Source organism: uncultured Desulfovibrio sp. (genome assembly GCF_902477725.1).
Classification (GTDB): domain Bacteria; phylum Desulfobacterota; class Desulfovibrionia; order Desulfovibrionales; family Desulfovibrionaceae; genus Desulfovibrio.
In genome coordinates this window covers 70,252-96,572 of record NZ_CABSIF010000001.1, presented here as the reverse complement: position 1 = coordinate 96,572, position 26,321 = coordinate 70,252, and the positions used below count along the sequence as shown (strand labels likewise).

20 protein-coding genes are annotated in these 26,321 nt (G+C 59.5%); 8 read left to right on the top strand and 12 right to left on the bottom strand.

The features are described from left to right. Position 1: 1 nt before the first annotated feature. The 9 genes from RDK48_RS00465 to RDK48_RS00425 all read right to left on the bottom strand — a co-directional run bounded on the left by RDK48_RS00465 (position 2) and on the right by RDK48_RS00425 (position 9,638). Entirely contained in the window at positions 2 to 535 is a 534-nt protein-coding gene (locus RDK48_RS00465) for an RsbRD N-terminal domain-containing protein (RefSeq protein WP_298996021.1), read from the bottom strand. A gap of 219 nt (positions 536 to 754) precedes the next feature. Beyond that, positions 755 to 1,732 carry a hypothetical protein gene (locus RDK48_RS00460; RefSeq protein ID WP_298996018.1) on the bottom strand — a complete coding sequence of 326 codons (978 nt, stop codon included), beginning with the start codon at positions 1,730 to 1,732 and terminating at the stop codon, positions 755 to 757. 400 nt (positions 1,733 to 2,132) lie between these two features. Then, positions 2,133 to 3,404 carry a sulfate adenylyltransferase gene (gene sat / locus RDK48_RS00455; protein ID WP_298996016.1) on the bottom strand — a complete coding sequence of 424 codons (1,272 nt, stop codon included), beginning with the start codon at positions 3,402 to 3,404 and terminating at the stop codon, positions 2,133 to 2,135. Between the two features lie 490 nt (positions 3,405 to 3,894). Continuing rightward, positions 3,895 to 4,458: a single-stranded DNA-binding protein gene (locus tag RDK48_RS00450; protein ID WP_298996014.1), complete on the bottom strand. Its 564-nt coding sequence runs from the start codon at positions 4,456 to 4,458 to the stop codon at positions 3,895 to 3,897. Between the two features lie 34 nt (positions 4,459 to 4,492). Continuing rightward, positions 4,493 to 4,831 carry a hypothetical protein gene (locus RDK48_RS00445; protein WP_298996012.1) on the bottom strand — a complete coding sequence of 113 codons (339 nt, stop codon included), beginning with the start codon at positions 4,829 to 4,831 and terminating at the stop codon, positions 4,493 to 4,495. 104 nt (positions 4,832 to 4,935) lie between these two features. Then, a complete protein-coding gene (locus RDK48_RS00440; protein WP_298996009.1) occupies positions 4,936 to 5,586 on the bottom strand; it encodes a biotin attachment protein in 651 nt (216 codons plus the stop codon). 141 nt (positions 5,587 to 5,727) lie between these two features. After that, positions 5,728 to 7,983, bottom strand: coding sequence for an acetyl-CoA carboxylase carboxyl transferase subunit alpha/beta (locus RDK48_RS00435; protein ID WP_298996007.1), 2,256 nt, complete (start codon positions 7,981 to 7,983; stop codon positions 5,728 to 5,730). A 16-nt stretch (positions 7,984 to 7,999) separates the two neighbouring features. Continuing rightward, on the bottom strand, positions 8,000 to 8,170 hold the full coding sequence (locus RDK48_RS00430) for a hypothetical protein (protein WP_298996004.1): 171 nt from the start codon (positions 8,168 to 8,170) through the stop codon (positions 8,000 to 8,002). Positions 8,171 to 8,183: 13 nt separating this feature from the next. Then, complete coding sequence (locus RDK48_RS00425) at positions 8,184 to 9,638, bottom strand: biotin carboxylase N-terminal domain-containing protein (protein WP_298996002.1); 1,455 nt, start codon at positions 9,636 to 9,638, stop codon at positions 8,184 to 8,186. A gap of 314 nt (positions 9,639 to 9,952) precedes the next feature. On the opposite strand from RDK48_RS00425, the gene RDK48_RS00420 reads away from it, so the two are divergent. The 3 genes from RDK48_RS00420 (at position 9,953) to RDK48_RS00410 (ending at position 15,453) form a co-directional block, all read left to right on the top strand. Further along, positions 9,953 to 10,864: a purine-nucleoside phosphorylase gene (locus RDK48_RS00420; protein WP_209818201.1), complete on the top strand. Its 912-nt coding sequence runs from the start codon at positions 9,953 to 9,955 to the stop codon at positions 10,862 to 10,864. A gap of 182 nt (positions 10,865 to 11,046) precedes the next feature. Continuing rightward, positions 11,047 to 12,876: a translational GTPase TypA gene (gene typA / locus RDK48_RS00415; protein WP_298995998.1), complete on the top strand. Its 1,830-nt coding sequence runs from the start codon at positions 11,047 to 11,049 to the stop codon at positions 12,874 to 12,876. Between the two features lie 615 nt (positions 12,877 to 13,491). Then, positions 13,492 to 15,453, top strand: coding sequence for a cache domain-containing protein (locus RDK48_RS00410; protein WP_298995995.1), 1,962 nt, complete (start codon positions 13,492 to 13,494; stop codon positions 15,451 to 15,453). Positions 15,454 to 15,585: 132 nt separating this feature from the next. On the opposite strand, the gene thiM is transcribed toward RDK48_RS00410, so the two are convergent. Together thiM and RDK48_RS00400 are read right to left on the bottom strand one after the other, a co-directional pair. Next, complete coding sequence (gene thiM / locus RDK48_RS00405) at positions 15,586 to 16,419, bottom strand: hydroxyethylthiazole kinase (RefSeq protein ID WP_298995993.1); 834 nt, start codon at positions 16,417 to 16,419, stop codon at positions 15,586 to 15,588. A gap of 96 nt (positions 16,420 to 16,515) precedes the next feature. Then, positions 16,516 to 16,863 carry a DsrE family protein gene (locus RDK48_RS00400; RefSeq protein WP_291445143.1) on the bottom strand — a complete coding sequence of 116 codons (348 nt, stop codon included), beginning with the start codon at positions 16,861 to 16,863 and terminating at the stop codon, positions 16,516 to 16,518. 105 nt (positions 16,864 to 16,968) lie between these two features. Between RDK48_RS00400 and RDK48_RS00395 the strand changes: the two genes are divergently transcribed. The 5 genes from RDK48_RS00395 to RDK48_RS00375 all read left to right on the top strand — a co-directional run bounded on the left by RDK48_RS00395 (position 16,969) and on the right by RDK48_RS00375 (position 24,970). Then, positions 16,969 to 18,981, top strand: a complete 2,013-nt coding sequence (locus RDK48_RS00395) for an autotransporter assembly complex family protein (protein WP_298995990.1) — start codon at positions 16,969 to 16,971, stop codon at positions 18,979 to 18,981. Then, positions 18,981 to 23,411, top strand: a complete 4,431-nt coding sequence (locus RDK48_RS00390; RefSeq protein ID WP_298995988.1) for a translocation/assembly module TamB domain-containing protein — start codon at positions 18,981 to 18,983, stop codon at positions 23,409 to 23,411. The genes RDK48_RS00395 and RDK48_RS00390 overlap by 1 nt, the downstream gene beginning before the upstream one ends. 246 nt (positions 23,412 to 23,657) lie before the next feature. Then, complete coding sequence (locus RDK48_RS00385) at positions 23,658 to 24,116, top strand: MOSC domain-containing protein (protein ID WP_298995986.1); 459 nt, start codon at positions 23,658 to 23,660, stop codon at positions 24,114 to 24,116. A gap of 21 nt (positions 24,117 to 24,137) precedes the next feature. Beyond that, positions 24,138 to 24,452: a hypothetical protein gene (locus RDK48_RS00380; RefSeq protein ID WP_298995982.1), complete on the top strand. Its 315-nt coding sequence runs from the start codon at positions 24,138 to 24,140 to the stop codon at positions 24,450 to 24,452. Further along, positions 24,449 to 24,970 (top strand): GNAT family N-acetyltransferase, encoded by a 522-nt coding sequence (locus RDK48_RS00375; RefSeq protein WP_298995980.1) that lies wholly within the window; start codon positions 24,449 to 24,451, stop codon positions 24,968 to 24,970. Before RDK48_RS00380 ends, RDK48_RS00375 begins: the two co-directional genes overlap by 4 nt. A 41-nt stretch (positions 24,971 to 25,011) precedes the next feature. Here RDK48_RS00375 and uvsE read toward each other — a convergent pair whose 3' ends face one another. Further along, complete coding sequence (uvsE, locus tag RDK48_RS00370; RefSeq protein WP_298995978.1) at positions 25,012 to 26,271, bottom strand: UV DNA damage repair endonuclease UvsE; 1,260 nt, start codon at positions 26,269 to 26,271, stop codon at positions 25,012 to 25,014. Positions 26,272 to 26,321: the final 50 nt, after the last annotated feature.

Here is a 26,321-nt window from a genome sequence, read left to right as displayed (position 1 = left end):
GTCAGCGGTCGTTCCCAGAAGGAACGGTTCCGCTTTCCAGTTGTTGCGCCCAGCGCGCCAGTTGGGCGTGCTGGTTGCGTATTTCCGTAATGCGCGACTCAGCCAGAACTTCCCGGTCTTCCATATACATATCAAAGGCCAGGAGCATCAGGCTGTCGATGCGCGATTCGGTTTCAAGGTAGGCCGCCAGGTCGTCCTGGGCCATGAGTTCTGGCATGACGTGTTGCCGCAGAAGAGGCTTCATGAGGCTGAACACAGCCAGACCTTGGCTGGGGGAGAATTTTTGCACTGCTCGCAGCTTGATAAAGCGGTCCATAGCCTTGCGGGTCTGTGCCACTTCTACGGATTCGCCGGTAACTGCATCGTACACAGCCCCTGCGGCTTCCTTGGTCATGTTTGCTACCGGGTTGCCGAAGGGGTCGTCTTTTGTGCGAAGAAAACCTGTAGTTTCAAATGGATAGGTATCGAATACGGAGTCTGTCCATAGACGCACCATCTCGCTTTTGTGTTTACGAAACACGTCGATTGCTTTCATTCTGTCCCCGTGCCCTTTTGTATAAGGCTCTCTCATATAAATAGTAAGCGCAAAGGGCGTCAAGCCCCTTTGCGCTTTTAAAACGCAAGGTTTGTCATTTTTTGCACAAGGCCCCGGTGGAGGCGATAAGCCAAGCCAGTTTAAGGCTGCGCCTGGACAGGCTAAATCGACCCGGGCAGCTCCTGCGCCGGAGGCAAAAAGAACTGGAGTCGACTTTGCCTAGGGGCAGGGCGTTGTGCCAGAACACTGACCAGCCACTTGCGGGTCAAGTGGCAAATCTGCACTGCTTGCTGCCGGAGGGGGAGTAGGAGATTGCGGTAAAGAAGCCTGGCCTGCCTGCTGCTTGGTATTCTTTTTCAGCATGGCGGGCAAGCCGTGGTATTCAAAAAAGGGAACCGTCTGCGAACCGGCCATGAACACATGGGCCTTGTTGCGCAACATGCGCAGGCGCAGCAACAGCATATCAGGCGTGGTGGCGGCCATGACCGTTGGCGCGGTAATGTCTTTTGCCTTGGTCAGGGCTTCAGAAAGGCTTGCGCCGTTATCCATGAGGCGCAGCATGCGCGCAACGGTATGAATGTCGGCTTCATTTTCTGCCAGAGGGTAGAAGGCCACATCCACATGGCCGGAGAGCAGGGCGATGCCTTCCTGACAACTGGGGCAGGAAGGAGAAAAAAACATGCGTACGCTGGCTTCGTTGCTGTTGTCCGTGATGGCCCACACGTCCGCTTGGGTACGCAGGGCGGTACCGACGTTGACGATAAACAGCAGAACCCAGAGAACCAGCAGAAAGGAGCGTCCCGGTTTGTCAGTGGGGAGGCCGGAGCGGCTGCGCTGCGCCGCCTGCCGAAAGCCAGCGTAGATCATGGCAAAAAAGCAGGCCACAATAAGGCAGCTCACGCAAGGGGCCGTGACCGCCATGAGCAGCAAGAGGCAGATATCACCCAGAAGGGCTAGACCCGCCAGAATCAGGCCCAATTGGGCAGCACCCATCAAGGCGGCTGCGGCAAGCAGCGTGAACATGACCCCGCCAGCCCACCAAAGCGATATGCCCGCAACTGACGTATCCTGAAACAGTGCGCAACCCGAAGTTACGCACAGGTTCACTTCATTGCCAAAGGCACTCCAGATGCAGAAAGCCGCAGCCAGAACGGCCATGCTCAGAATGCCGGGAAATAATTGATGGGTTCGGTTCATAGGTACCTGTGGATGTAATAGCTTTTTGGCTTGTGCAGCAATAGCGCGACAGGCCCGGTACTGACCATCATTAGGCCCGCCGAAACATGGGGCTGCAGCCGCGATTTCATGCAACTCGTTTCAGCTATAGGCTGTTTTTGCTTTTTCGTAAAGCGCAGTCCCATATCTGCGGCTTGCTGCCCATTGCCGTAATGTGGGGCGGTGCGAAAGTATATTGCAAGGATGTGGCAAAAGCGTGCCGCATGCTATTATTTCAGCATGCGGATGGCGAGGCAGGCAATATGTCGGCTAAAGGCAGCCTGTTGCGGCCCGGATCATTAAGCGCATCGCGGCCTGGCGCGGTGCAAACAAAAGGACGCCCTTTCGGGCGTCCTCTCGCGTTGTGTTGCTGCGGTCAAGCTTACATGGTGGAGCCGGAGGCCGCACGCTGCATCTTGATTTCAACTTTTTCGGTCAGGCTGGCATAGTATTCGCGCAGGATGACAAGCACTTCAGCGCGGCCAAAGTGATCCGGCACTTCCGCGCCTTCGGAGAGCATCTTGCGCAGCTTGGTACCGGACAGGATGACGCGATCTTCCTTGGTGTGGGGGCAGGTGCGCATGCTGGCCATGCCGTCGCACTTTTTGCAGTAGAAGGTCCAGTCAATGTTCAGCGGTTCGCAGAGCAGACGCTTGCCTTCTTCGGCGGGCACAGGAATCTTGCGGAAGATTTCCTGGGCTTCAAACATGCCGTAGAAGTCGCCCACGCCAGCGTGGTCGCGGCCAACCAGCAGGTTGTTGATGCCGTAGTTCTGGCGGAAGGTGGCGTGCAGCAGGGCTTCGCGGGGACCGGCATAACGCATGTCCAGGGGGTAGCCAGCCTGAATGACGAAGTCTTTCACGAAGTACTTGTCAACCAGGGTGTCGATGCACTTCACGCGCACTTCGGCGGGGATGTCGCCGGGCTTCAGGGAGCCCACGAGGGAGTGGATAACCACGCCGTCGCACACTTCCACGCCGATTTTGGCCAGGTATTCATGCGAGCGGTGCATGGGGTTGCGCAGCTGAAGAGCGGCAACCTTCTGCCAGCCGCGTTCGTCCATCTTGGCGCGCAGCTGAGCAGGGGTCATGTACACGCCGGGGAACTTTTCGGGGAATTCGCCCTGCGAAAGAACCTTAACGGTACCGGCAACGTTGAATTCGTTCTGCGCGAGAACCATCTTCACGCCGGGGTGGTCGTTGGGGGCCACTTCCCAGAACTTTTCGGAGTCGGGGCCAGTGCCCTTGAACACCAGTTCGCATTCCAGCTTCTTGTCGGCTTCAGTCATTTCATAGACTTCTTCGACCTTCATGGTAGCCATGATTTCGCCTTTGCGAACCAGAGCCACTTCTTCGCCGACCTTGAGGGTCTTGGCATCAGCAGCGGGAACATCAAGGGTGACAGGCACGGGCCAGAAGGTGCCATCAGTAAGAGTCATCTTTTCGCAGACGCTCTTCCAGTTAGCCTTGTTCATGAAGCCGTTCAGAGGCGAGAAGCCGCCAATGCCCATCATGATCAGGTCGCCCTTGGCGCGGGAAGTAATCTCGATCTGCTTCAGGCCTGCGGCTTTTTTCTTCTCGTCATCCAAGGCCTTACCTTCCAGAAGGCAACAGACCAGACCCTTACCGCCATGAGGAGCTACCAGCTTGGACATTGCGAAATCCTCCGTGTTTTAGTTATGTGGGCATCCTTCCGTGGCCGCGTCGCCATGCGGAAGGGCAGCGTTCAATTCGCATCTTGTGAATAATCTAACAAAAAGTCAACTACCTCTTAAAACTTTTCCTGACTACTCGCCAAAAAAACCACAGCCACTGCGGGTAATACGGAAAATTCACAAAAACCTATACGCTGAATCGCGCAAAAAGAGAAGGGGGATTCAGAATAAAAATGTGCCTGAACCCAAAAATACATGTGAAAGTGCGCTTTTTTTCGCAAAGTCTTTTGCTAGGCTATGTTGCGTGGACTGGCGCTATTGCTTGCGGGCAGCGAAATACGGCGAAAACTGTCTGGTTGGATGAAATCTGTTGACTGGGGGAAATTTTTCTCAACCTCAATGCCGATGCCCGTGTCAAACCTGAATCAACAAAAAAAGGCGTGGATGCAGTATCCACGCCTTGCGGTCATCAATGTGTGGGAATCAGCCCCTAGAACGGCACATCGTCCATGTTGGAGGCTTCGGAAGGGAAGGCCGGGCCGAGATCTTCGTCCATGGGCTGGGGCTTGCGGCTGCCACCCTGGGGGGCATTGCCGTTCTGGCTGCGTGCGCTCGGGGCACCCTGGCCGCCGCGCGGTGCATTGCCACGCGGAGCAGCAGAGGCAACGGGCGCGCCATAGTCTTCTTCAAAGCCACGGCCACCGCCGCCTTCACGGGGGGCATCGCCGCCCTTGCGGTCGAGAAACTGCACACGCTGGGCCTTGATTTCAGTGGTATAGCGATCCTGTCCCTGCTGATCCTGCCATTTACGGGTTTGCAGGCTGCCTTCCACGTAGATCAGGCTGCCCTTGGCAAGAAAGTTGGCACAATTTTCCGCCTGACGCTGAAAAACAGAAACACGGTGCCATTCTGTGCGATCCACCTTGTTGCCGTCACGGTCGGTGTAGGATTCGTCGGTGGCGACATTCAGGGTGGCAACGGGCGAACCGCTCTGTGTGTACCGCAGCTCGGGGTCGCGGCCCAACCGGCCAATAATCATTACTTTATTCAGCATTGTGATGCTCCAAGGTGGTATTCGAGTTTCAGACTCAGGCTACAAACGCCTTTTCGAGCTGATCCAGCACGTCTTCAAGGGCGTCGCTCAGCTTGTTGGCTTCGCGCGGCTGCCATTCGGCAAGGGCTGCTTCCAGCTCGGCCTTGAGCCTTGCGGCTTCAAGAATGCCGGGGCCAAGGGCCTTGCGGCGCGCTGGCGACCAGGGCAAAAATTGCAATCCTTCATCCAGCGCCTTCACCATTTCAAGCACTCCGTGCTTTTCATGCTTGATGGGAACGCTGAAAGCCAGCTCCGTAAGTTTGGGCCAGAGTTTTTCCAGCAGGTCTTCGTTCCATGTAACGGCGCTAACGCGGATTTGCAGTGCATTGCCCATAGGTGCTCCCTTGGCGGCAGGCCGCCTCTGTGCGTTTTTGCCGCGCCCCGGTTTGCTGCTGATGGCAGCTTGTTCCGGAACGCGATCAGTGCTGGCAGGAGAGCCTAGTCTTTTTCAGTCCATTCGGTTTGTACACGCATGATAACTTCCTGAATGGCGGGAAGCTGATCCTGCGGGCATACGCCGATGAGGGGCGCTCCGGCGTCGATATTTTCGTTATAGGTGAAGTAGACGGCATAGATAACGCCCGCAGGCCCGGTATAGACCAGCGGCACCTCGCGCTTCATGCGCGACATGATGAGCAGTTCCATGCCTTCGCGCACGGCTACCGACTGTGAATCTGCCGCGCGGATTTTTTTGTCCACATCAGGTGTGAAGTAGTACTTGGCCCGCTCGGGCGCAACAAAAAGATGCAGGGCTTTTTTGAGCAGGATGCGTTCCACCTCTGCGCGGGTGAGCATGTGGCGCACCACGGCAAGGGGGGTGCCTGCCTCCACAAATGTCCCTTCAAGCTCGGTGTGCAGAAGGCTGATCTCGCCCTTTTCGTTGGCGCAGATGGATTTGGGATTGCGCTCGCGTTCAAGCGTGGCAATAAGCGTCCCGGGCTTTTCCTTCCATTGGCCCTGCGGGCCAACCACCTTGTCGCCCTGTTTTATGCCTGCAAAGTTCACCTTGCCCGTGTGGGGCGTGCTGATGACTATTTCGCGGTAGGGCGAAGCCTTTATTTCGTCCAGCAGTGCAGATATGTTTATCATGCTTGGGTCCGTTAACGTTATATATTGGCGACGCTCCGGCTGGTGGGGCTGCTGCCCCCGAACCTCCGGCGCATGGCGACCGGACTGTTCCTGGCCGCCGCGTCACTCGGAATACTTGTCGTTTTTCTACACAGTGGGGCGCTATCTGTAATACAGGTTTCTGCCGCCAATGGTCAGCAGGGCCTGCTTGAGGTTGGCGCGCACTTCCCTTCTGTCCCAGATACCCTGAATGTGCCCGCGCGAAAGGGCGCGGTACGAGCGGTGGTACTTGGGCGGGATGTCCATGCCCGTGGTTTCCTTGATAACGCCCGGCCCGGCAAAGCCGATGTTGGACGAGCGCACCGCGAACTGGTAGGGCGAGCAGCCGAGGAAGCTGGCCACAGGGCCGGCAAAGGAATTGGTGTCGTACAGCACCATATACAGGCCGCCGGATTCAATGTAGCGGCGCACAGCCACGGTGCAGCGGGGCATCTGGATAACGCCGTGCGTACCTTCCTGAATGCGGATGCCCGCCGTGCCGTGCACATAGGCCAGGAAGGGATAGCGCTTCTTGGCGGCGCGCTGGGCGGCTTCCACAAACTTGTAGCCTTCCGCCGCGCCCACGGAGCCGCCCCGGAAGGTGCCCATGAGCATGGCCACGACCATCTTGGTATTGTCAATGCGGGCTTCAAAGGTCATGCAGCCGCTCTTGGCCCCGGTTTTCTTCTGCGCGTCAAGAACGCGGTCGCTGAAGTTGGGGAAATCAAGGGGGTTGCCCGCTTCAATTTCGCTGTTGAATTCAAAGACCGAGCCGAGGTCAAAGACGTTCTTCACATACCATTCCGGCTCCATGGGAAAGTGGTAGCCGCAGTGGCTGCACACGCCCGCGAATTCGGCAAAGAGGTCAGGCCCCCACAGGTCAAGGCAGCCATAGGCGGCGCTGTTGGGGCAGGTGATGGCCCGGTCCGTCTTGTAACGCGGCGAAATGTAGTTCCACCGGCTGCGGCGGCCGTCGTCCGACCACGTGGACAGGGCGGTCAGTTCCTTGACCTTGCTGCTTTCGGCCTTGGCGCTGGGGAGCTTGCGGGTGAGCTTGTGCCAGGGGGCCAGCAGGCGGCTCTTGAACACTTCCCACTCGTTGTCGATTTCTTCCATAAAGGTGCGGATACGCATCTGGTGCTTGCGGTAGAAATCGTACTTGAAGCTGACCCACGGCTTGGTGAGCCAGTCCCAGGTGGCAACGGCCATCTTGGTGAAGAAGGGACGCCTGTCGCGCGCTGCCTGACGCGAGAGCCGCAGGAACTTTTGCTGGCGGCGTTCGCGCAGCCTGTCCTTGGCGGCAGAGGTCAGCCCCCAGCGGGTGTACATTTCGTCCAGGTTGGCGTCGGGCTTGCGCACACGGGCCAGGGCCAAGCCCTTGAGGCCGGGCATGGTACGCGTGGAGATCACTACCTCATCGGTGGCGCGCAGTACTTCCTGCCGCAGACTGCGGAAAAAGTCGAAGTGCCAAGGGCGCGCGCCCAGAGGCGGCTCCTGCACCACGCGGTCGATGTAGCCGAACTTGAGGTTGTCCTGCGCAGTCATCTTGAGGTTATTGGCGCAGCTTTCAATCAGCTCGGGCGTGGCGCGCTGGCCAGCCTTGATACGGCCTTCAATGGCGGCGGCGCCTTCGGGCGAAATAACCGAATAGTAGCCGTGCGAGAGCATCAGGCGCTTGTCGGCAAGGCCGATGGCTTCCGCGCCGCCAGAACCGCCTTCGGAAATAACGGCGATAACGGGCACGCGCAGGCCAGCCATGCTGTAGATGTTGCGGGCGATCTGCTGTGCCGCGCCGGGATAATCCTCAATTGGATACGAGCCAGGCGTGAAGATGTAGGTGTGGACAGGTATCCCTTCGGTCTCGGCTACGCGCATGTACTGCTGCGCCTTGGCGTTGCCCCAGGGCTTGACCGAGCCGCCGTTGCGGAATTCCGCGCCGTGACCCTTTTCCTGCCCGATAACCATGACGGACTGGGTGTATACCTTTTTGCCCCGGCGGCGGGTAATGACCGCGCGGGCAATGAGCATGCTGGGGTCGAGGCTGTGCTCGTCCTGACCGCCCACTTCGGTGAAATTGTCGTAGACGTTTTCAAGTATGTCGCGCAGGCAGATACGCTGGGCGTGGCGCACAATGCGCACCTTGTCCATGGGCGTGATGCTGCCCTCAAGGCGGCGTTCCACATAGTTGAAAAGGTCTTCTACCGTGGCAAGTTCGGCATAGGGATCTTCCACATTGCCGGAGCGGACGCGCGCAGTGAAGGCGGTCAGCTTTTCTTCAAGCAGGTCGGCGTTATCCTTGTGCTTGCCGGCGAATATGTCCACCAGATAGGTAAGTCTGTCGCGCAGACTCTGGATGCGTTTTTCGATGTTGTTGTCCATAGTATATTGGGGCCAGCTAGACTGGTTTTTTTAGGTAGGCGAAATCCCCGGAATTCCGGGCGGCCAATGGCTTGTCTGCCAGCATGCGTCCATACAGGGTGCGCAAAGTTTGCGCCCCGGCCAGAGCGCAGGAACTTCCGCAGTTTGCGGAAACCTGCGCCAGATGTGTGGACGGTGCCGTGCTCATGGGCTGATCCCCGTCAGAAGCGCAAAATGCGCTCTGTGTTGGCCGCAAGGAAGTTGACGTTGGACTTCAGTTCCTCGCCCGAGGCATTGTGGCCTTCCAGCCGCAGATCCCCAAGAAATTCAAGGCCGCGGGCCTTGGCTTCCTCAAGGTCTTTGCCCCAGATGATGGCAAGAGCCAGGTTGGGGTCAAACTCCGTGGGAATTTCGTAAGGCTCAGTTGTCGGGACATGGGTGAGCATGGTCAGCCAGGGCTGGTCTTTCCATGCAAATTTTTCAATGCGGCCCACCCAGGGGGTGAAGTTGCTGTCCGGGTCTTCGGCGATCAGGCGGTATTCAATGCCCAGACCTTCAAAGGTGATGTCCTTCTGTCCGTAGCCCAAAGGCTCGCCAAGGCCAATGCGGATCTGCTCGGCAATGAGGTCCACATCGCCCTTGCCGTTCACCCTTGAAATACGTGCTGAAACGCCGTTTTCCACCTGAATGCGTGTGTTCACTTCCATCAGGAAGGGCTCGCCCTTGCGGGTCACAATCCATTCCCATGTTCCCACATTGTCGTAGCCCACCTTGCGGGCCATGGTGAGGGAGTAGTCAACAATATCGCGCAGCACCTTGCCCGCATCGAAGGTGTACTTGAGTTCTTCGGGCGCAAAGCCCGGGGCGATCTCAATGCGCTTCTGGCGGCCAGTGGACTGGATGGAGCAGTTGCGGGTGCCGAAGTGCACGGGATTCTGCCCTGAACGGTCAGAAACCACCTGTACTTCAAGGTGGTTGAAGTCGGTGATGCGCTGCTCGATGAGCACGCCTTCATCCTTGAACTGGCGCAGGGCGTAGCTGCGGATGCGGCGGTAGACCGAGCGGAACTGATCCGGGTCGTACACTTCCTCAATGCCCATGCCGCCGCCGCCAGCGGAAGCCTTGACCAGCACCAGCGGGCGCGTGATGCCCTGCTGATCCTGAAACTCGAACACGCTCTTGGCGATGCGTTCGGCTTCCATTTCGTCATAGATGGGGCGGTCGGAACCGGGAACGGTAGGTACGCCCAGGCTGCGCGCCAGGCGCTTGGTGTTGATTTTGTCGCCCAGCTCGCGAATGATTTTCCACGAGGGGCCGATGAAGATAAGTTTCCGGTCGCGTTTGGTCACGCGGCGTGCAAAACGAAAATCCTCGGCAAAAAAACCGTAGCCGGGGTGAACTGCTGTGCAGCCCGCCTCGTCGGCCACGGCCATAAGTTCGTTGGCGTCATGGTAAGACGACACGCGGTACAGGCTTTTTTCTCCGCCTTGTTCGCGCGCCAGGCGCACATGGCCCGATGCCGCGTCCTCAGCCGTGAAAATGGCGGTAAAGGCCACTCCCAGCTTGCGGCAGGCGCGCATGATGCGCATGGCTATCTCGCCACGGTTGGCCACCAGAATTTTGTGCTTTTGCAGGGGAATGCTGTCCTGAGCTTTGTCCAAGCCTGTCTCCCTCATTGAATTGCGCTTTTTTGTGTTGGTTTATGCCCGGCAAGGCCGCGATTGCCCATGTGGCGGAGCGGGCGTGTGCCGGAGTTTGGATTTGTATCGCGGGGTGTTACGGTTCTGTTTCGCTGCCCACTTCCCCCTTGTGGGGTGTCGATTGGCGAGCTATACAGACTGTGCATCCGCACCTCTTACCCGCTTTTGGCGCGAAAATCCACTCGCGCAGGGGCTGTCCGGCACAAAAAGCCGCGCAGCGGCAAAGGAACGCGCGGCGCGGATTGCGGCCTGACAGCAGACCACTGAGCGTATTTTTCAGGAGGGATTCTATGCAAAATTTTCAGGATGTCCAGCGCGCCGCAACGGCACTCCGTGACGCCATTCAGGCCGCGCAGGGGCCTCTGGCCTTGCCCTTGGGAGCGCGCAGGCTTGATCCCAAGGCCGCGCCCGATGCGGATGCACCTGTGGGCATTGTGCTGGGTACGGGGCTTTCTGCTCTGGCAGAAAAACTGCAAGACCGTGTTGTTGTTCCCTATACCGACTTGCCGGGTTTTCCCGCTTCCAGCGTGGAAGGGCATGCGGGCGCATTTGTATGGGGCCGGTTTGCCGGAGCGTGCGGCGAGGACGACTCCATCGGGCGCTATGCGCTCATCCAGCAGGGGCGCTGCCATCTTTATGAAGGACGCACCCCGGCTGAGGTCTGTATGGGTGTGCGGGTTATGGCGCTGATGGGCGTAAAAACCCTTATCATTACCAATGCGGCGGGCGGCCTGAACCCGCAGTTTGATGCTGGCGGCATCATGTGCATGAGCGACATCATCAACCAGACCGGGCATTCGCCCCTTACCGGAATCAATGTTGAGGAATGGGGGCCGCGCTTCCCCGACATGTGCGCGCCTCTGGACGCGGATTTGCGGGCGATGGCCATGGAAACCGCAGTAAAAATGGGTCTGCGGCTTGAGCGCGGCGTATACATTGGCGTGCATGGGCCGGAAATGGAAACGCCCGCAGAAACACGCATGTACCGCCAGTGGGGCGCCGATGCCGTGGGCATGAGCACCGTACTTGAGATCATTGCGGCACGTCATATGGGCATGCGTGTGCTTGGCCTTTCATGTTTGACCAATAAAAATTTACCTGACTGCATGACCCCGGCCCCCTTGGAAGAAATCCTCGCAGTGGCCGCAGTGGCGGGCAAAAATCTGGGTCGGCTCATCCGCGCCATGGTGACAAAACTCTGAAAAGTGCGTAAAAGCGCGGCCCGGACATCATTAAAGAACAAACAATACCGACTGCCGGTTTTTCCCCCTGCCTGCGTCGGCCGAACCCGGCGCTGAACTGGCGCAGCTTCGCTGCCAGTCGGAATCTCCCCCCGGCGGGGAACAAAACCGCACTACCTAGTGTTTTTTAAGGGCACAAAGCCATGCAGCACAATGAATCCCTTCGTAACGTCGCCATTATCGCCCACGTTGACCACGGCAAGACCACCCTTGTGGACGGTCTGTTCAAGCAGGGCGGCGTGTTTCGCGCCGACCAGCAGGTTGACGACCGCGTGATGGACAAAATGGATCTGGAACGCGAACGCGGCATCACCATTGCCGCCAAGAACTGCGCCGTCAACTGGAATGGGGTCAAGATCAATATCATTGATACCCCTGGCCACGCCGACTTTGGCGGTGAAGTGGAGCGTTCGCTCTCCATGGCTACCGGCGCAATCCTGCTGGTGGACTCCTCTGAAGGGCCGCTGCCGCAAACGCGTTTTGTGTTGCGCAAAACCCTTGAGGCCGGTCTGCCCGTGGTCGTGGTCATCAACAAGATTGACCGCAAGGACGCCCGTCCCCAGGAAGTGCTCAACGAAATTTACGACCTGTTCATCGATCTGGACGCCAACGAGCACCAGCTTGAATTCCCCGTGCTGTACGCCATTGGGCGCGCTGGCGTGGCCATGAACAACATTGACGACGAGCAGAAGGATCTTTCGCCTCTGTTCGATGCCATTGTTAAGTACATCCCCGGCCCCAGCCATGACCCCGAGCAGCCCTTCCAGATGCTGGTGGCCGACCTCGATTATTCCGACTATCTGGGCCGTCTGGCCGTGGGCCGCATCATGCACGGCACGGTCTATGCCAAGGAATCCCTGGCTTGCATTGGCGAGGATGGTCAGGCCAAGCCCCTGCGCGCCACCAAGCTTCAGGTGTATGATGGATTGCAGGTGGTGGAAGTGGAAAAGGCCCTGCCCGGTGATATCGTGGTTCTGGCAGGTATTGAAGATGTGACCATCGGCGATACCATCTGCACCCGCGACAATCCCCGCGCCATGCCCCGCATCCGCGTGGACGAACCCACCGTGGCCATGCGCTTTGGCATCAACAGCTCTCCCCTGGCCGGTCGCGAGGGCAAGATTGTGCAGAGCCGCGCCATCTATGACCGCCTGGTCAAGGAAACCCTGCGCAACGTGGCCGTGCGCGTGGAAAACACCGCTGACCGCGACGCATTCCTGGTCAAGGGCCGTGGCGAATTTCAGATGGCCATCCTTATCGAAACCATGCGCCGCGAAGGTTTTGAACTTTCCGTCGGCCGGCCCGAAGTTATTCTGCGCAAAGACGAAAACGGCAAGGTTATCGAACCCATCGAACGTCTGTACGTGGACTGCGACGAAGTGTTCATGGGCGTAGTGACCGACAAACTGGCCCAGCGCAAGGGCCGTATGCTCAACTGCGTCAACAACGGCACGGGCCGTGTGCGCCTTGAATTCAGCGTGCCTTCGCGCGGCCTTATCGGCTACCGCGACGAGTTCCTCACCGATACCAAGGGTACCGGCATCATGAACTCCTATGTGGAAGGCTACGAAGAATGGCGCGGCGACTTCCCCACGCGTTACACGGGTTCCATCGTTGCCGACCGCGCTGGCGCTGGCGTGGCCTATGCCCTCTTTAATCTTGAGCCGCGCGGCGTTCTGTTTGTGGAACCCGGCGATCCGGTGTACGAAGGCATGATCGTGGGCGAGCACAACCGCGATAACGACATCGACGTGAACCCCACCAAGGAAAAGAAGCTCACCAACCTGCGCGCTTCGGGCAAGGATGAAAACGTCACCCTTACCCCGGTGAAAAAAATGACACTTGAACATGCCCTGCACTTTGTGCGCGAAGATGAACTGGTGGAAGTCACGCCTCTTTCCATCCGTCTGCGCAAGGCCGAGCTTTCGGCCATGAAGCGCTACCAGACCGCAGGCAAGCGCAAGAACAACTAAGCATCAGCATCGCGAACGGCTTCCTGCCGTTCTCTCAGATAGTTCACCCCCGCAGGGCCATGCTCTGCGGGGGTGTTGTTGTTTGCGCGGCGCACATGAATTTTTTGTAGGGGGGCAGGATTTTTTGCTATGATTGGCGATGCTCTTCAGGCAAATAGCCTTAAGTTTTTATTACGCAGACGATAAGACATGCTACGCTGCTTTATACGTAATATATATAATGATTTGATTATATGTATTGAATACATGTTCAAATATGAAAAAATGAAATGTATTTGACTGTCACGGATGATTGGAACGCTAATAAGTGGCTGTTTGTTGCCTATCGTTTGCAATAAGACAAACAGCTGAATGTGCAAAAATACCTCTTTAAAAAAAATCAGAGTATTATTGACTTTTATGCAAATTTTCCACAAGTTCTTTGCCCCCCCCGCTTGAGGTTTGATACAGTTACTGTAATTTGCAACGGATTATCAATAGTCCGTTTTTTAGCTCTGCGTTGCGGCGCCGAGAGAAAATCCGAGCGAGGTGATTGTGCGCGACCCCCATGCGTCCACGAGAGATGCCGTAGAGCAGCTGATTCCCTTTATGCCTGATATCAGGCGGTGCCACACGGTGTTTTCTCAACTGGAACGGCAATGGACGTGGATTGCCCTCACGGGCAAGATCAACTGCAACGCCATTGCCGCCACCCTCTTTGATTTCATCTTCAAAACCCGCGATACTTTTGGCCTGCTGCGGCAGGACATGACCAACATGCTGGGCGAAAAGCTGCTTGAAAAAGCCGTGCGCGAAATGTCGCCCGTGGCCCAGGTGGTTATGGACATCATCAAGCGCAATCTTTACGAGCGCACTGCGGACGTGAGCTTTCTGGCAACAGATGGCGAAATTGTGGGTTTTTTGCAGAGTGGCGCATGCGATGTGCCCACGCTACGCGCCCGGCTTGCAGCCTACCGCTCCAAATACAGCGTGTACCGCGACATTATGGTGCTTGATCCTCAGGGCCGGGTGTGCGTGCAGCTTGATACCAAAAGGCCGGTGAGCGCCTCAAACGATCCGCTGGTCAGGCAGACGCTTGCCGCCCAGGAATATGTGGAAACATTTCGGCCCACAGACCTCGCCCCCGATGGCAGGTCGGCCCTTATATATTCCCATGCTATCCGGGCCGAAGGTGTAGCCGAACCCTTGGGCCTGCTCTGCCTTGTATTTGATATGGACGGCGAAACCGCAGACCTTTTTGCAGGCATGGCGCGGTTTGCACAGGATATGGTCATTCTGCTGCTGGACGAAAAAGGTCAGGCCTTTGCCAGCAGCGATACGCGGATGGTTCCCATTGGGCGCTCCTTTGCCCGCACCCCGGAGGACAGCTTTGCCGCGACCTCTTATGCCAGCAAGGCAACCCTGGCGGTTTCGCGTCCTTCAGAAGGCTATCAGGGCTATGAGGGGCAGGCATGGCAAACCCACGTGCTGCGCAACGCGCAAAGCGCGTTTGCCAGCAAGACGGCAGAAGAGCTCGATGTTGCCCTCGTGCGGCGGGAGGCGGGCTTTTCCGCTCAGTTGACCAGCATTGAAGAACAGGCTGGCGATGTTATGGGCGACTTGACGCTGGCGGCGCTCAACGGGCAGATAATGGCCGCCCGTCAAAGCGGCAACGCGCGGGATGACGAACGCCACGCCGCCCAGGCCCTGCCACCCATCTTGGATGCGGTGCGCAAAATGAGCATCGAGATGGAGCATGAGTTCCATTATTTCACCGATGGCCTGCTGAAAACGGTTACGGCTTCGCGTTTGAACGATGCCTCGTTTCTGGCTTCCATCACCGTGGAAATAATGGATCGCAATCTGTATGAACGGGCCAACGACTGTCGCTGGTGGGCGCTGACGCCGGATTTTCGGCGTATCCTTGCGCATCCGTCCGTCAGCAAGGGCGACCTTTCACGGCTTGAGGATATTCTGGAGTACATCAACAGCTATTATACGGTGTATTCCAACCTGTTTCTCTACGATGCGCGGGGAACGGTGGTGGCCTGTTCGCAGGCCGGGGAACGTGGTCTCTACGGGCAACAGATAGGCGAGGATTATGTACGCCGTACGCTGTCGCTCAAGGATTCGGACGATTTTTCCGTCTCGCCCTTTCGCGCTACTGAGTTGTATCACCCCAAGGGCGCGACGCAACCCACCTATGTGTACAGCGCCCCCGTGTTTGCACCACAGGGGGGGCAGGCCGTTGGCGGCATAAGCATTGTTTTTGATTCCCTGCCGCAGTTTGCGGACATGCTGGGCGATACCCTGCCCAAGAATGGGGACGGCGAAGTGATCACCGGGGCAGCAAGCTTTTTTGCCGAAGCGGGCGGAACCGTTGTGGCCGCCAGCGAAGCCCACATGCACCCCGGCGAAAGCTGTCAGTTACAGCCCCAATGGCTGGCCCTTGGGCAGGGTGAATGCACCTCGCAGCTCGAATCTGTAGACGGTGTACTGTATGCCGTGGGCTGCGCGCGCTCGCGCGGCTACCGCGAATACAAGCGCGATGGGCGATACGTCAACGATGTGTTCTGCATTGTGCGGCTGCCAATTTAGAGCAGGAACATATGTATTCGTAACCTGAGCTAAAAGTTTTTTTGCCAACCAGACGCCGGAATTGTAAAAGCCCGCTGCCGCTCAAATGTCGAGCGGCGGCGGGCTTTGTGAGTAGCTGAACTCTGGCGCAGGTCAGGCTATGTGCTGTACCTTGCCTCGGCAGGTGATGGCGGGGCCGTCAAGGGAACTCATGGCATCCAGCAGAAGGGTGCGATAGGTGCCCGTGCCGCCGCCCACGGCCCCCATATTTTCTGCGGCAATTTCCCCGGCTACGCCCATGGAGCACATGGCGCACAGGCAGGCCTGCGGCAGCTCAGCCGTAGCAGCACCCACGCAGCAGCCCACCACGGCGGCGGTCATACAGCCTGCGCCGGTGATGCGGGTCATGAGCGGGTCGCCGTTGCTGACGGCCCAGGCCCCTTTTGAGTGGGCCACAATGTCGATGCGACCGCTTATGACGATAACCGCACCAGTGGCGGCGTACATGTCCATGGCCATGCGGGCTGATGCGGCAAGGTTGTCTTCTGAAACGAGCGTGCCTTCATCAGCGTCAACGCCGCGCGCCGTGGCCTTGTCGCCCGCCAGAAAGCGGATTTCAGAACTGTTGCCCTTGATGGCGGCAAAGCGCACTTCCTGCATCAGGGTGCGCAGCGTTTCATTGCGCAGGCTGGAAGCGCCCGCGCCCACAGGGTCGAGCACAACGGGAATGTTCAGGGCATTGGCGCGCTTGCCCGCCGCCAGCATGGACGCCGCCGTACGGGTATTGAGTGTGCCGATATTGAGAACCAGGGCCGAGCTGAGGCCCACAATCTGCTCCACTTCCGCCGCATCATCAGCCATGATGGGCGATCCCCCCGCAGCCAGAATGATATTTGCGCAGTCATTGACTGTCACATAGTTTGTAATGCTGTGCACCACGGGGCTTTGGCGGCGCACCATGTCGAGAATTTCCCCAAAGCATTCCATGCTCTGTCTCCCCCGGCCAGACCGGAAGCAATAGTAAAAAAGCGCAGGATAGAACGCGCTCAGACACCGCAGATGCCCACAGAAACGCAGTCCGTCCTAGGGCTTGATGTAGGCGAAGCCTTCGCGTTGCAGGCGCACAATTTCCACAAGACCAGCGGGCACAACATCGCAGCCGGGCCAGATGTCGGCATGGTCGATCTTGTTGTCGGCCAGCGCGTTGGCGCACAGCAGAATGCGCAGGCCCTGATCCTGCAAGGGGGCCGCAATGGCGCGGAATTCTTCATTGCCCTTGACGAACTGGGTGACGGCGGGGCCGTTGGCTACAACCACAAGCTGAAAGCGTTCTTCGGGCAGGGCTTTGATATAGTTGGCCGCATTACGAAGAACAAGGCGCAGAATGGCGGGGTCCTTGCTGTCCATGTGCAGGCAGAGATCGTAATTCATACTTTTTCCTGTTGTTATGCGTTGCGCAGGCTGCAAGGCCTGTTGCAACAATCCTAGCCAAGCGGCAGTTTTTTGCAAGCAACAGTTGCGAATGGTTCTTGATTCATGCGGCGGGGCAACGTATGCTTCGGCATGATCTCCACCCTTGGCGAACTACACCCCCGGAGGGCGAACAGCCTTTCCGTACTGCGAGCCTTCGTTGTCTCGGTGCTGCTGCTGTGCGCAGGGGGCTGCGGTTTGCTGGCCCGCGCGCCCGCAGAAGAACCGCAGCCAGCGCCGCCGGGGCTGGAAACGGCGTGGCAGGGCAATCCAGTGCCGTATAAGGTGCGCATCAAGGTGCAGGATGGCCCGGATTCTCTGGCAGGGCAGATGAAGGCCTCAAGCCAGCTTGTGCAGCTTGCCAAGGAGCCGCCAGACAGCCTGCTGGCTCTGGAAAGGCGCGCCAGAGTCGACACTGCCAGCGCGCAAAGCCTGCTGCACTCCCAGGGTTATTATGACGGCCTTGCTTCCGTTCAAATAGACAAGGACGCCTCGCCCGTTGTTGTTGACCTCGTTCTTTCGCCAGGCAAGCGCTACAGCCTTGGCCGCGCCGATGTGTATTACGAACCGGAACCCGACATCCCGCAGTTTTTTCGCAACAGGCAGCGAGAAGTGGGCTTTTGGGGGCTGCAAACGGAACCCGTGCCCCCGCCGTCCTTCCCTGCTGTTTTGCCGGGTGTAGCCATTGGCAAGCCCATTGCGGCCGATGACCTGCTCGCGGCGGTGGATTCCCTGCCAGAATCCTTGCGACGGCAGGGCTACCCCCTCGCCGCTGTGGCAGATACCAGCTATACCCTTGACCGCGAGGCCCGCAAGCTCAATGCCGATATCCTGGTGCGCCCCGGCCCGCCAGCGCTCATGGGCCGCATCGAAGTGCGCGGAGCAAAAGAAGTGAATGCCGAATACGTGCAGCGGCTCGCCCCCTGGAATGTTGGTGAGGAGCCGTGGGATTCGGACATGGTGGAAGACTACGCCAACAAGCTGCGCGGTCTGGGCCTGTTCCGCTCGGTGCAGGTTAAACCTCTGGAAGAAAATCTCGCCTGGGGCGCAGGGCGCGAAAGCGCCTCCGTGCTGCCTCTGGAAGTGACCGTGGCGGAAGCCCCCTTCCATTCGGTGGGGGCCAGCGCCCGGTATGATACGGATACGGGCCTCGGTGTGGAAGGCATGTGGGAGAACCGCAATGTCTTTGGCAATGGTGAAAAATTTACGCTCACAGCGCCTCTGGCTACGGAAACACAGGGCCTCAAGGCAGTGTTTGAAAAGCCTGCCTTTATGGCCAGAGAGCAGAAACTGCTTGTTACAGGCTCCACCCTGCGGGAAGATACCAGCGCCTACGAAAAAATTGCGGGCAGCGGTTCCGGCGATATCGAGCGACGGCTTTCGCGCCAGTGGTGGGGCAGCGCTGGCCTTGGGGGCGAAAGCGGCTCCATCAAGGATAACGAGCAGGATCCCAAGGGCTACGGATTTTTTGGGCCACGGGTGGGCCTGCGGCGCGACACGCGCAACAATATCCTCAATCCTTCCGACGGCTCGGAGCTTGCTGTCAAGGTCAAGCCCTACACGGGCTTTTATGGCGAATCTTTCAACGTCATGACAGGCGTTGTTACAGCCAGCGGCTATTACGCCCCCTTCCGCAAGGACGGCCTGCCGGACGACAAGCTTGTGCTTGCAGGCAGGGTCGAGGCCGGGGGGCTTGCGGGCGCCGGTCTGCGCACTATCCCGGCCAGTTTGCGCTACTATACGGGCGGGGCGGGTTCTGTGCGCGGCTATGCCTATCAGTCGCTCGGCCCGCGCGACCACAAGGACGAGCCGCTGGGCGGGCGTTCCTATCAGGTGGTCAATCTTGAGGCGCGCTATAAAATTACCGAAGATGTGGGCATTGTGCCTTTTCTCGATGGCGGCATGGTCTACAGGGACGAGCTGCCGCGCATCATTGGCGACATGAACTGGGGCGCTGGCCTTGGCCTGCGGTACTACACGCCCATCGGCCCTGTGCGGCTGGATGTGGGCTTTCCCTTGCAGCCCATTGACGGCGACCCCCCGGTGCAGATTTACGTCAGCATAGGGCAGTCTTTCTGATGGATCAGGAACACAGCGCGGCCCCGCCGTCTTCCTCTTCTTCCGCATCTGCCGCTCTGGGCGGCCAGGCTTCCCCCAGTGCGGGCCAGCCCGGTCACAGGAAGCCCTCTGGTGGGGGCCGTGGCCCTTTTCGCAAGTGGCTGAGTCGCGCAGGTTGGGCTCTGGGCCTGTGCGTGCTGCTGTGCGTGATTGCCCTTGCCGCAACCCTCGCGGCCCTGCGCAGCGACTCCGTGCAGGGTTGGCTGACGGAAAAAATCAATACGGCTATGGAAGCCGCGCCGGAATCCGGCGCGCCCCCTGCCGGGGTGAGGGCGCGAATCACCCATCTTTCCGGCTCTTTGCCCTTTGAATTTTCTCTTGGTGTGGAACTGTTCGACGGTGACGGCCTGTGGATGCGCCTGCCGGACTGCCGCGTGCAGTGGGACTGGCGCGCCCTGCCTTCGGTCGTGCGTATTGCTTCCGTATATGTAAATGACGCGCAACTGCTGCGCCTGCCCATACTGCCGGACGCACCGGAACCTGCGTCTGCGCCCCCTCTGACTGAAGCGGCTTTGCGCACCATGTTGGGCGATGCCCTGCGTTCGCTTGGCGGTTTGCCCAGCTGGTTGCCGCAGGTGCGCCTTGAAAGGCTGAACATCCTCAATGCCCGTTTGCCTCAGGCCTTGCTGGGTGGGGAGGCTCCTGCCGATGCCCGGAATGAAACTCCGCCAGTCGCTACGGGTGCCGCGCCATCTGCTGAAAAAAGTGCGTCTTCTGCCCCAGAGGTTCCACCAGCGGCATCCGGCGCAACATTGCCCGAAAGGCATCCCGAGTCGCATCCCGAGCCGCAGGGCAGAGGGCAAAACACCCCCGCTGCCGATGCCAGTCTTGAAGCCAACCTGAGTTTGGTGGCCGGAACTCAGGGCGCGCAAGCATCCCTGCTGGTCAGAATCGCGTGTGCGAACGATAGCCCTCTACAGGTGGCCGGGGCGGTAATCTACGGGGTGGAATCAACAGCCCATCTTACCCTTGCCCCCTCCCGCGTGGGTGAAGTTCTTGGCCTTGATGCTGCCGCCGAGCTCGCCGCGATCCTGCGCAGATCTCCCGACCCTGTTGCCGATGATTCTCCTGCAATCCCTCCCAAAAGTTCCCCCGTAAAAATATCTTCTGCCAATAATCAGCCCGCTGAATCGGGTGGGCTTGCCGTTTTGCTGCGTGAAGGCGCCAATGCGCGGCTGCGCCTTGCGGCGCGCGTGACGGCTCCCGCCGCAGGCGGCGAAGCTGTCGGGGCCAGCGCTGCGCTGGAGAGCATCAACGTTGAAGCCGGGCCTCTGCACCTTGCCGGGCACGCAAAGTGGGACGCTGGCGGAGCCGCTTCGTGGCTGGACGGGCCTATGGATGTGGATATTCAGGCCAGCCTTGGCGAGAAAGCTGATACGGAAAAAGACGCTGCTGAAAAGTCCGCACCCGCATCAGCCGCCGCCCCTTCCACAAATAGCGGCGGCTTGTTGCCGGAACGCGCCCAGTTGCGCATCACGGCAAAGGGGCCGCTGCAAACTCCAGACACGCGGATAGCGCTGGATTGCCCCGCGTGGAATGTGGGTGGGCATGCCCTGGCGGATATTTCCCTGAAACTGGCGTCCACGCCGCTCAACTGGGGGCGAGTGCTGCTTGGCGCTCTCAAGCAGACAAGTGTAGCCCCGGCACAAGTAAAGCTGTCAGCCCCCGGCCAAAAAGATGCGGAGCAGGCAGCGGAACTGACAGTAAAAGTGCAGGCCTCCGCCGTGGTGGATAGCCATCCCCAACGCTTTGGCGCTACGCTTTTTGCCCTGAACGGCAGGGAAGACGGGCATGGGCTTTTGCGCGCTGGCGTGCGTGATCTTCAATGTCAGTTGCTGGGCGTTGCCGGTTCCGGTCAGTTGGCTGCGGCTTTGCCTTTGCCGCCTCTGGCGGGCGGCATGCCCCGCGTGGACGGCAAGGTGGATGTGCGCGTGGCCGACTGGCAGGCGCTGTCAGCCATGTTGCCGGGGGTGCGGCTGGACGGAGACGCAGCACTCGCCCTCGAACTGGTTTCGCAGCGGGCGGAACCTGCGGTGCCCACAGCCGCTCAAAATTCGTCAGGCCAGGATTCATCAGTTCAGAATCCGCCAGCTCAGAGTCCCCCCGGTCAGAATCCTCAGGCCCAGACAATGCAGCCTCCGGCTCCGCAGGTCGCGTACACCCAGCAGGCAACGCTTCGCTGGCGTGTGCCTCGGCTGGCCTACCGGGCAGGCAACGGTCAGCCGGTGGAAGTCCAGGGTTTGGAGGGCGAGGCGATGCTGACTGATGCCCTCGGCAAGGGCCTGCTTGCCGCCCGGCTTGACCTCGCCGGGGTACGCAGCGGGACTATCCGCCTTGGTGCCAAGCTGCGCGCGCAGGGTTCCATATTCGGGCCATTGGAGGCCAGCCTCGAAACAAGCGGATTTGCCGCAACGCGCTGCGCAGTGCGCTGGCAGCCCGGCCTGCTTGAATTGCGCCGTCTTGATCTTGACCTGCCCGCGCAAAAGCTGGGCCTGCGCGTGGCGGCAGGGGCCACAATGCGCTACGGCGCGGGGGATCTGGCGGTCAGCGGTCTTGATGTAGCCATGAAGCCTTCCGGCAGGTTACGGGCGCAGGCCGCCCTTGGGCCGGAAAAGCTTGATATGCGGCTTACGCTTGAACATCTTTCGCTCACGCCCTGGCATGTGCTGATCCCGGCCTTGCCCAAGGGCGAGCTTGAGGCCAGCGCGAGGCTTACCGGCACCCCGGCCCAACCCGGAGGGGATCTGCGCGTTGACGTGCGCGGTCTTGTGGTGCCGGGTGCGGCGCTCAAACCCATGAACCTTGCGCTGACCGGAAAGCTGGAGAGGGACAACGCTGGCGGCGGCGCTCTGGCCCTGCGCCTCGTGCCGGATCAGGCCACGGTGGCGGCTCTGGGCGGTACGGAATGCCGGGTAGAGGCACGTTTGCCCCTTCTTTTCGGGCCGGACGGATTGCCGAGCCCGAACATGCAGGGGCCGTTGCGCGCGTCAGTGCGCTGGAACGGAGCCGTGGCCCCCTTGTGGAGCCTGATGCCTGTGGCCGACCAGCGGCTTGCGGGGCGGCTTGTGCTTTCGCTTGATGTGGGCGGCAGCCTTGAGGCCCCGGCCCCGAAGGGTTTTGTGCGCATGGACGACACCCGTTACGAAAATTTGCAGTACGGCGTGCTGCTCACGGGCATCAACCTGCGGCTTGATCTTGAAGAAGGCCGCGGCGGCGCATTGGGGCTTGCCCGTCTGAACCTCGGCGCAGCCGACGGGCAGGGCGGTACAGCGCGCATCACCGGGCAGGGCAGGCTTGACGGCAGTATGCTTGATTTCAAGGCCGTGGTTGACCATCTGCGTCCCCTGCGCCGCCGCGACATCCGCGTGGAATTCTCCGCGCAGACTTCTGTGGCTGGCAGTGCCGCAGCGCCCCAAGTACGTGGAACAGTTACCGTGAATCAGGGCCTTGTGCTGCTTAACAATCTTGATGTGGGCGGCAGCATCACCACCTTGCCCATCAGCGAGGTTTCGCCCGCCTGGGCCAGAGCCGGGTATGAACCGCCCACGCCTGCCGTGCCGCAGGGGAAAAAGGCCGCATCCTCTGCTGTTGCTGCCCCAACCTCAACGGCTCCCGTCTCTGGCGGCAATGCGGGCCTGTTGGACTTGCGCATTGTCATCCCCGGCCGTTTTGTCGTGGAAGGGTTTGGCCTCAAGAGCGAGTGGAAGGCAGACATGCATGTGGGCGGCACACCCGCAGAACCGCTGATCTCCGGCCAGCTTAGCGCGGTAAAAGGCAGCCTTGATATTCTGGGCAAAAATTTCAAGCTGGCGCGGGGCGCTGTGACCTTTGGCGGCGGGGCTGTATCCAACCCCTTGCTGGATATCATGCTGACCACTCAGACTCCTGCGCTCATGGCCAATATCAGCATTGTGGGCACTGTGCGCAAAATGCAATTGATCCTGAGCAGTGACCCTGAAATGCCGCGCGATGAAATTCTGGCCCAGATACTTTTTGGCAAAAGTGCCAGCGAACTTGGGCGGTTCGAAAATTTGCGGCTGGCCGCCGCAGTGGCGCAACTGGCCGGATTTGGCTCGGGCAGCGGAGGCAGTGGTGTGCTGGATTCTGCACGTCAGGCGCTGGGCGTCGATGTGCTGCGCTTCAATTCCGGCGCTTCCGGCACAAACGGGACGGGCCAGTCGGGCCAAGGCGGCGAGGGCATGGCTGCGGGCAGCTCGGTGGAGATGGGCAAGTACCTCACAGAAGATATTTATGTGGGCGTACAGCAGGGTGCCAAGCAGGGCACAACCGCCTTTGTGATTCAGCTGGAACTGACCCCAAAGGCCAACCTTGAACTGCGCACCGAGCAGCAGAGCACCAAGGGTGGCCTGACCTGGAAGTATAATTACTGAGGCGGCTCACCTTGGCGGCGCGCGCGGGCTGTGATAACCTACGTAAATAGTGTTATTAGATGGTTCCACTGCTCACGCGCCTGTTTGCTTGGCTTTTCGCCCACGGCGATCTGGCGGGTGGACAAGCACACATGATGTGTCTGGCAGCAGGCTTGCCGCCTGACTGGACGCAGCCGCCTATCTGGGGCAGACTGCGGGCAGCCGTTTGCAGGCGGCAAGGCATAAAGACAGTAAAGGAAATGTAGTATGGGCAAGATCATAGCCATTTGCACCAGTCAGAAAAAAGGCACGGCCAAAAAGGCCGTGGATCAGGCAAATATTATTGAAAATCATGGCATTGAAGGTGATGCTCATGCGGGCAACTGGCACCGGCAGGTCAGCCTGCTTTCGTGGCAGGCCATTGAGGCCTTCAAGGCGCGGGGCGCTCTGGTCGCCAACGGCTGTTTTGGAGAAAATCTGATAGTGGACGGTATTGATTTTGCCGCTCTGCCGGTGGGAACCCGCATTGCGTGTCATGACGTGCTGCTGGAAGTTACGCAGATCGGCAAGGAATGCCACAGTCATTGCCAGATATTCCACACCATGGGCGAATGCATCATGCCCACCCAGGGCGTATTTGCCAAAGTGCTGCACGGCGGCGCTGTGCGCACGGGCGACATGATGGAAGTACTGGCTCCCTCTGCCGGGGAAGCCGCGCCTGCATAACACGTTCAGGTCGGGAGATGTATGGAAACGCTTAAGATGTTGTTGCGCACGGCGCTGTTTCTCGGCGGGGTAACAGTGGTTTTTGTGGCCTACACGGTTTGCGTGGCGCTGGTCGAAAGACATTTTTCGCCCAAGTATGCCAAGGGGCATGAGCAGTCGCCCTCAGCGGTGGCTTCTGCCGCACCTGACCGAGAGGCTCGCGCCCGCGCCCTGCTCGACAGCGGTCAGCTGGTCAAGGAGCAGTTTACCCTCGAAGTGCAAAGCCAGGTGCCGCCCCTGCGTGTCGACCGCACCGCCGGGCTGCTGGCCGGGGTTGCTCATCAGAATGTTCGATGAGCGGCGCTGACGAAAAGGCTCTTTTGCAGACATTGCGCATCCGGCAGGCAACGGCCTGCGACCATGCGGCCTTGGCGGATTTGTGGCGGCGCAGCGTGGAGGCCACCCACCATTTTTTGCCTTCCGGCGAGGTGGAACGCCTGTTCCATGATGTGCGCAACGCCTACCTGCCGGGCGTAGAAATTCTATGGGTGGCGGAGCTTGCGCCTTGCGCGCAGGCTGCACCCGCGCAACACGCAGCGGGCAGCATATTGGCGGGCTTTATTGGCTGCAACGGCGCGCAGGTGGAGATGCTCTTTGTTGAACCGCGCTGCTTCCGTCACGGTGTGGGCGGGGCGCTTCTGGAGCATATGCGGGCTTTGCATCCACGGCTGACGCTGGACGTGAACGAACAGAATCCGCAGGCTCTGACTTTTTATGAGCGGCAGGGTTTCAAGGTGGTGGGGCGGTCTGCTCTGGACGGGCAGGGCAATCCCTATCCCCTGCTGCACATGGAGTGGCAGGGCGAAACAGCCTGACATTTTTTGGCGCACGGTTCTGCCCTGCGCCGATTTTTTTGCTACACATAAAAATAGATGCTGTGCAGCAGGTATTCCACCTTATGCCGCTCGGCCAGTGTCAGCAGCAGGCGTTTGACGCGCGGCAGGGCGGCAATGCCGTTTTGCAGCTCTGCCATGCCCGCCAGGGCGCGCTTTTTTTCTGCGGGAGAGGCCAGCTTGTCCACATAGCCCCACACATGCTCTGCGGCATTGCGGGCTTGCGGGCCGTAAAGTCCCTTTTCCATCGCCTGCTCCACCAGCGCATAAAAACCCTTGGCATCGGGCGTTTCCGCCTTGAGCAGAGCGCGTATGCCCGTGTAGGCGGCCTGATCCCTCTCCAGCACCAGATACTTGTATCTGGCCCACTGGGCCGTAAGCTCCTGCCGCGTCAGCCCTGGATTGGTAAGCTGGATGCACTTTTCGGCTGAAAGGTTTTTGTCCTTCACCTCCAGCATCACATCCAGCTCGCGCTGCCCCAGCGACTGATGAAATTCCATAAATCCCCGCATGGCAATGGTGCGCGAGTGCATGCCCGGTTTGCCGCCTGCAAGCTGCTGGCTATAGTGCAGTTTGGGGCGGCCATGCTGTGGGGTCCAGCTCTCCATGGCGCGATCAAGCCAGTACGCCAGATTTCCCTTTGCCGGGGCGTTTAGGGAATGGTGAAAAACGTCAAAGATCGCGGGCATGCCGCATTTTCCGCAGATGTGCAGGGCATCTTCAATGGTGAAGGTGCGCTCATCATTTTCAAGCGAGATGCGGGCCAGCACATGCGGCGGCAGGGCCAACAGATTTTCCGCCAGCCGTGCGAGGGCGGATGCCTTGTCGCCATAGCCCCCGCCGAGGTGCAGCACTATGCGGGCGCTGCCGTCCGCCCCCAACGCGTCAAGAAAGTCGGCATGGAATACAAGATCGGCAACGGCGTGCTCCACCACATCCAGCCGAGGGGAGTTCAGCACCGTGTACTGACCGGGATGCATGGAAACCCGGATGCCGGTTTCCTCCAGCACGGCGCGTAGTGCCTTAAATTCCTCGTGCAGCCGGGCACGCCATTCAAATGTGTTTTGCGGGTGCGAGGCCAGCGGGATGATGTCCGAGCTGATGCGCATCAGGGGGATGCGCGCCGAGGCGCAGTAGCGCAGCATGACTCCCAGAGCGCGCAGGTTGTGGCGGCACACGGCGAGCATGTTTTCGGGCGTGGCTCTGGCAAGGGTAAGAGCGCTCAAGTCAGCGCCGGGCACCCCGATGGTCTTGCAGGCAAATCCATAACGTATCATGGGCATACTGTAGCGGATTTGCACCAAACCACAATGGGGGCGGGGATACTACAGCG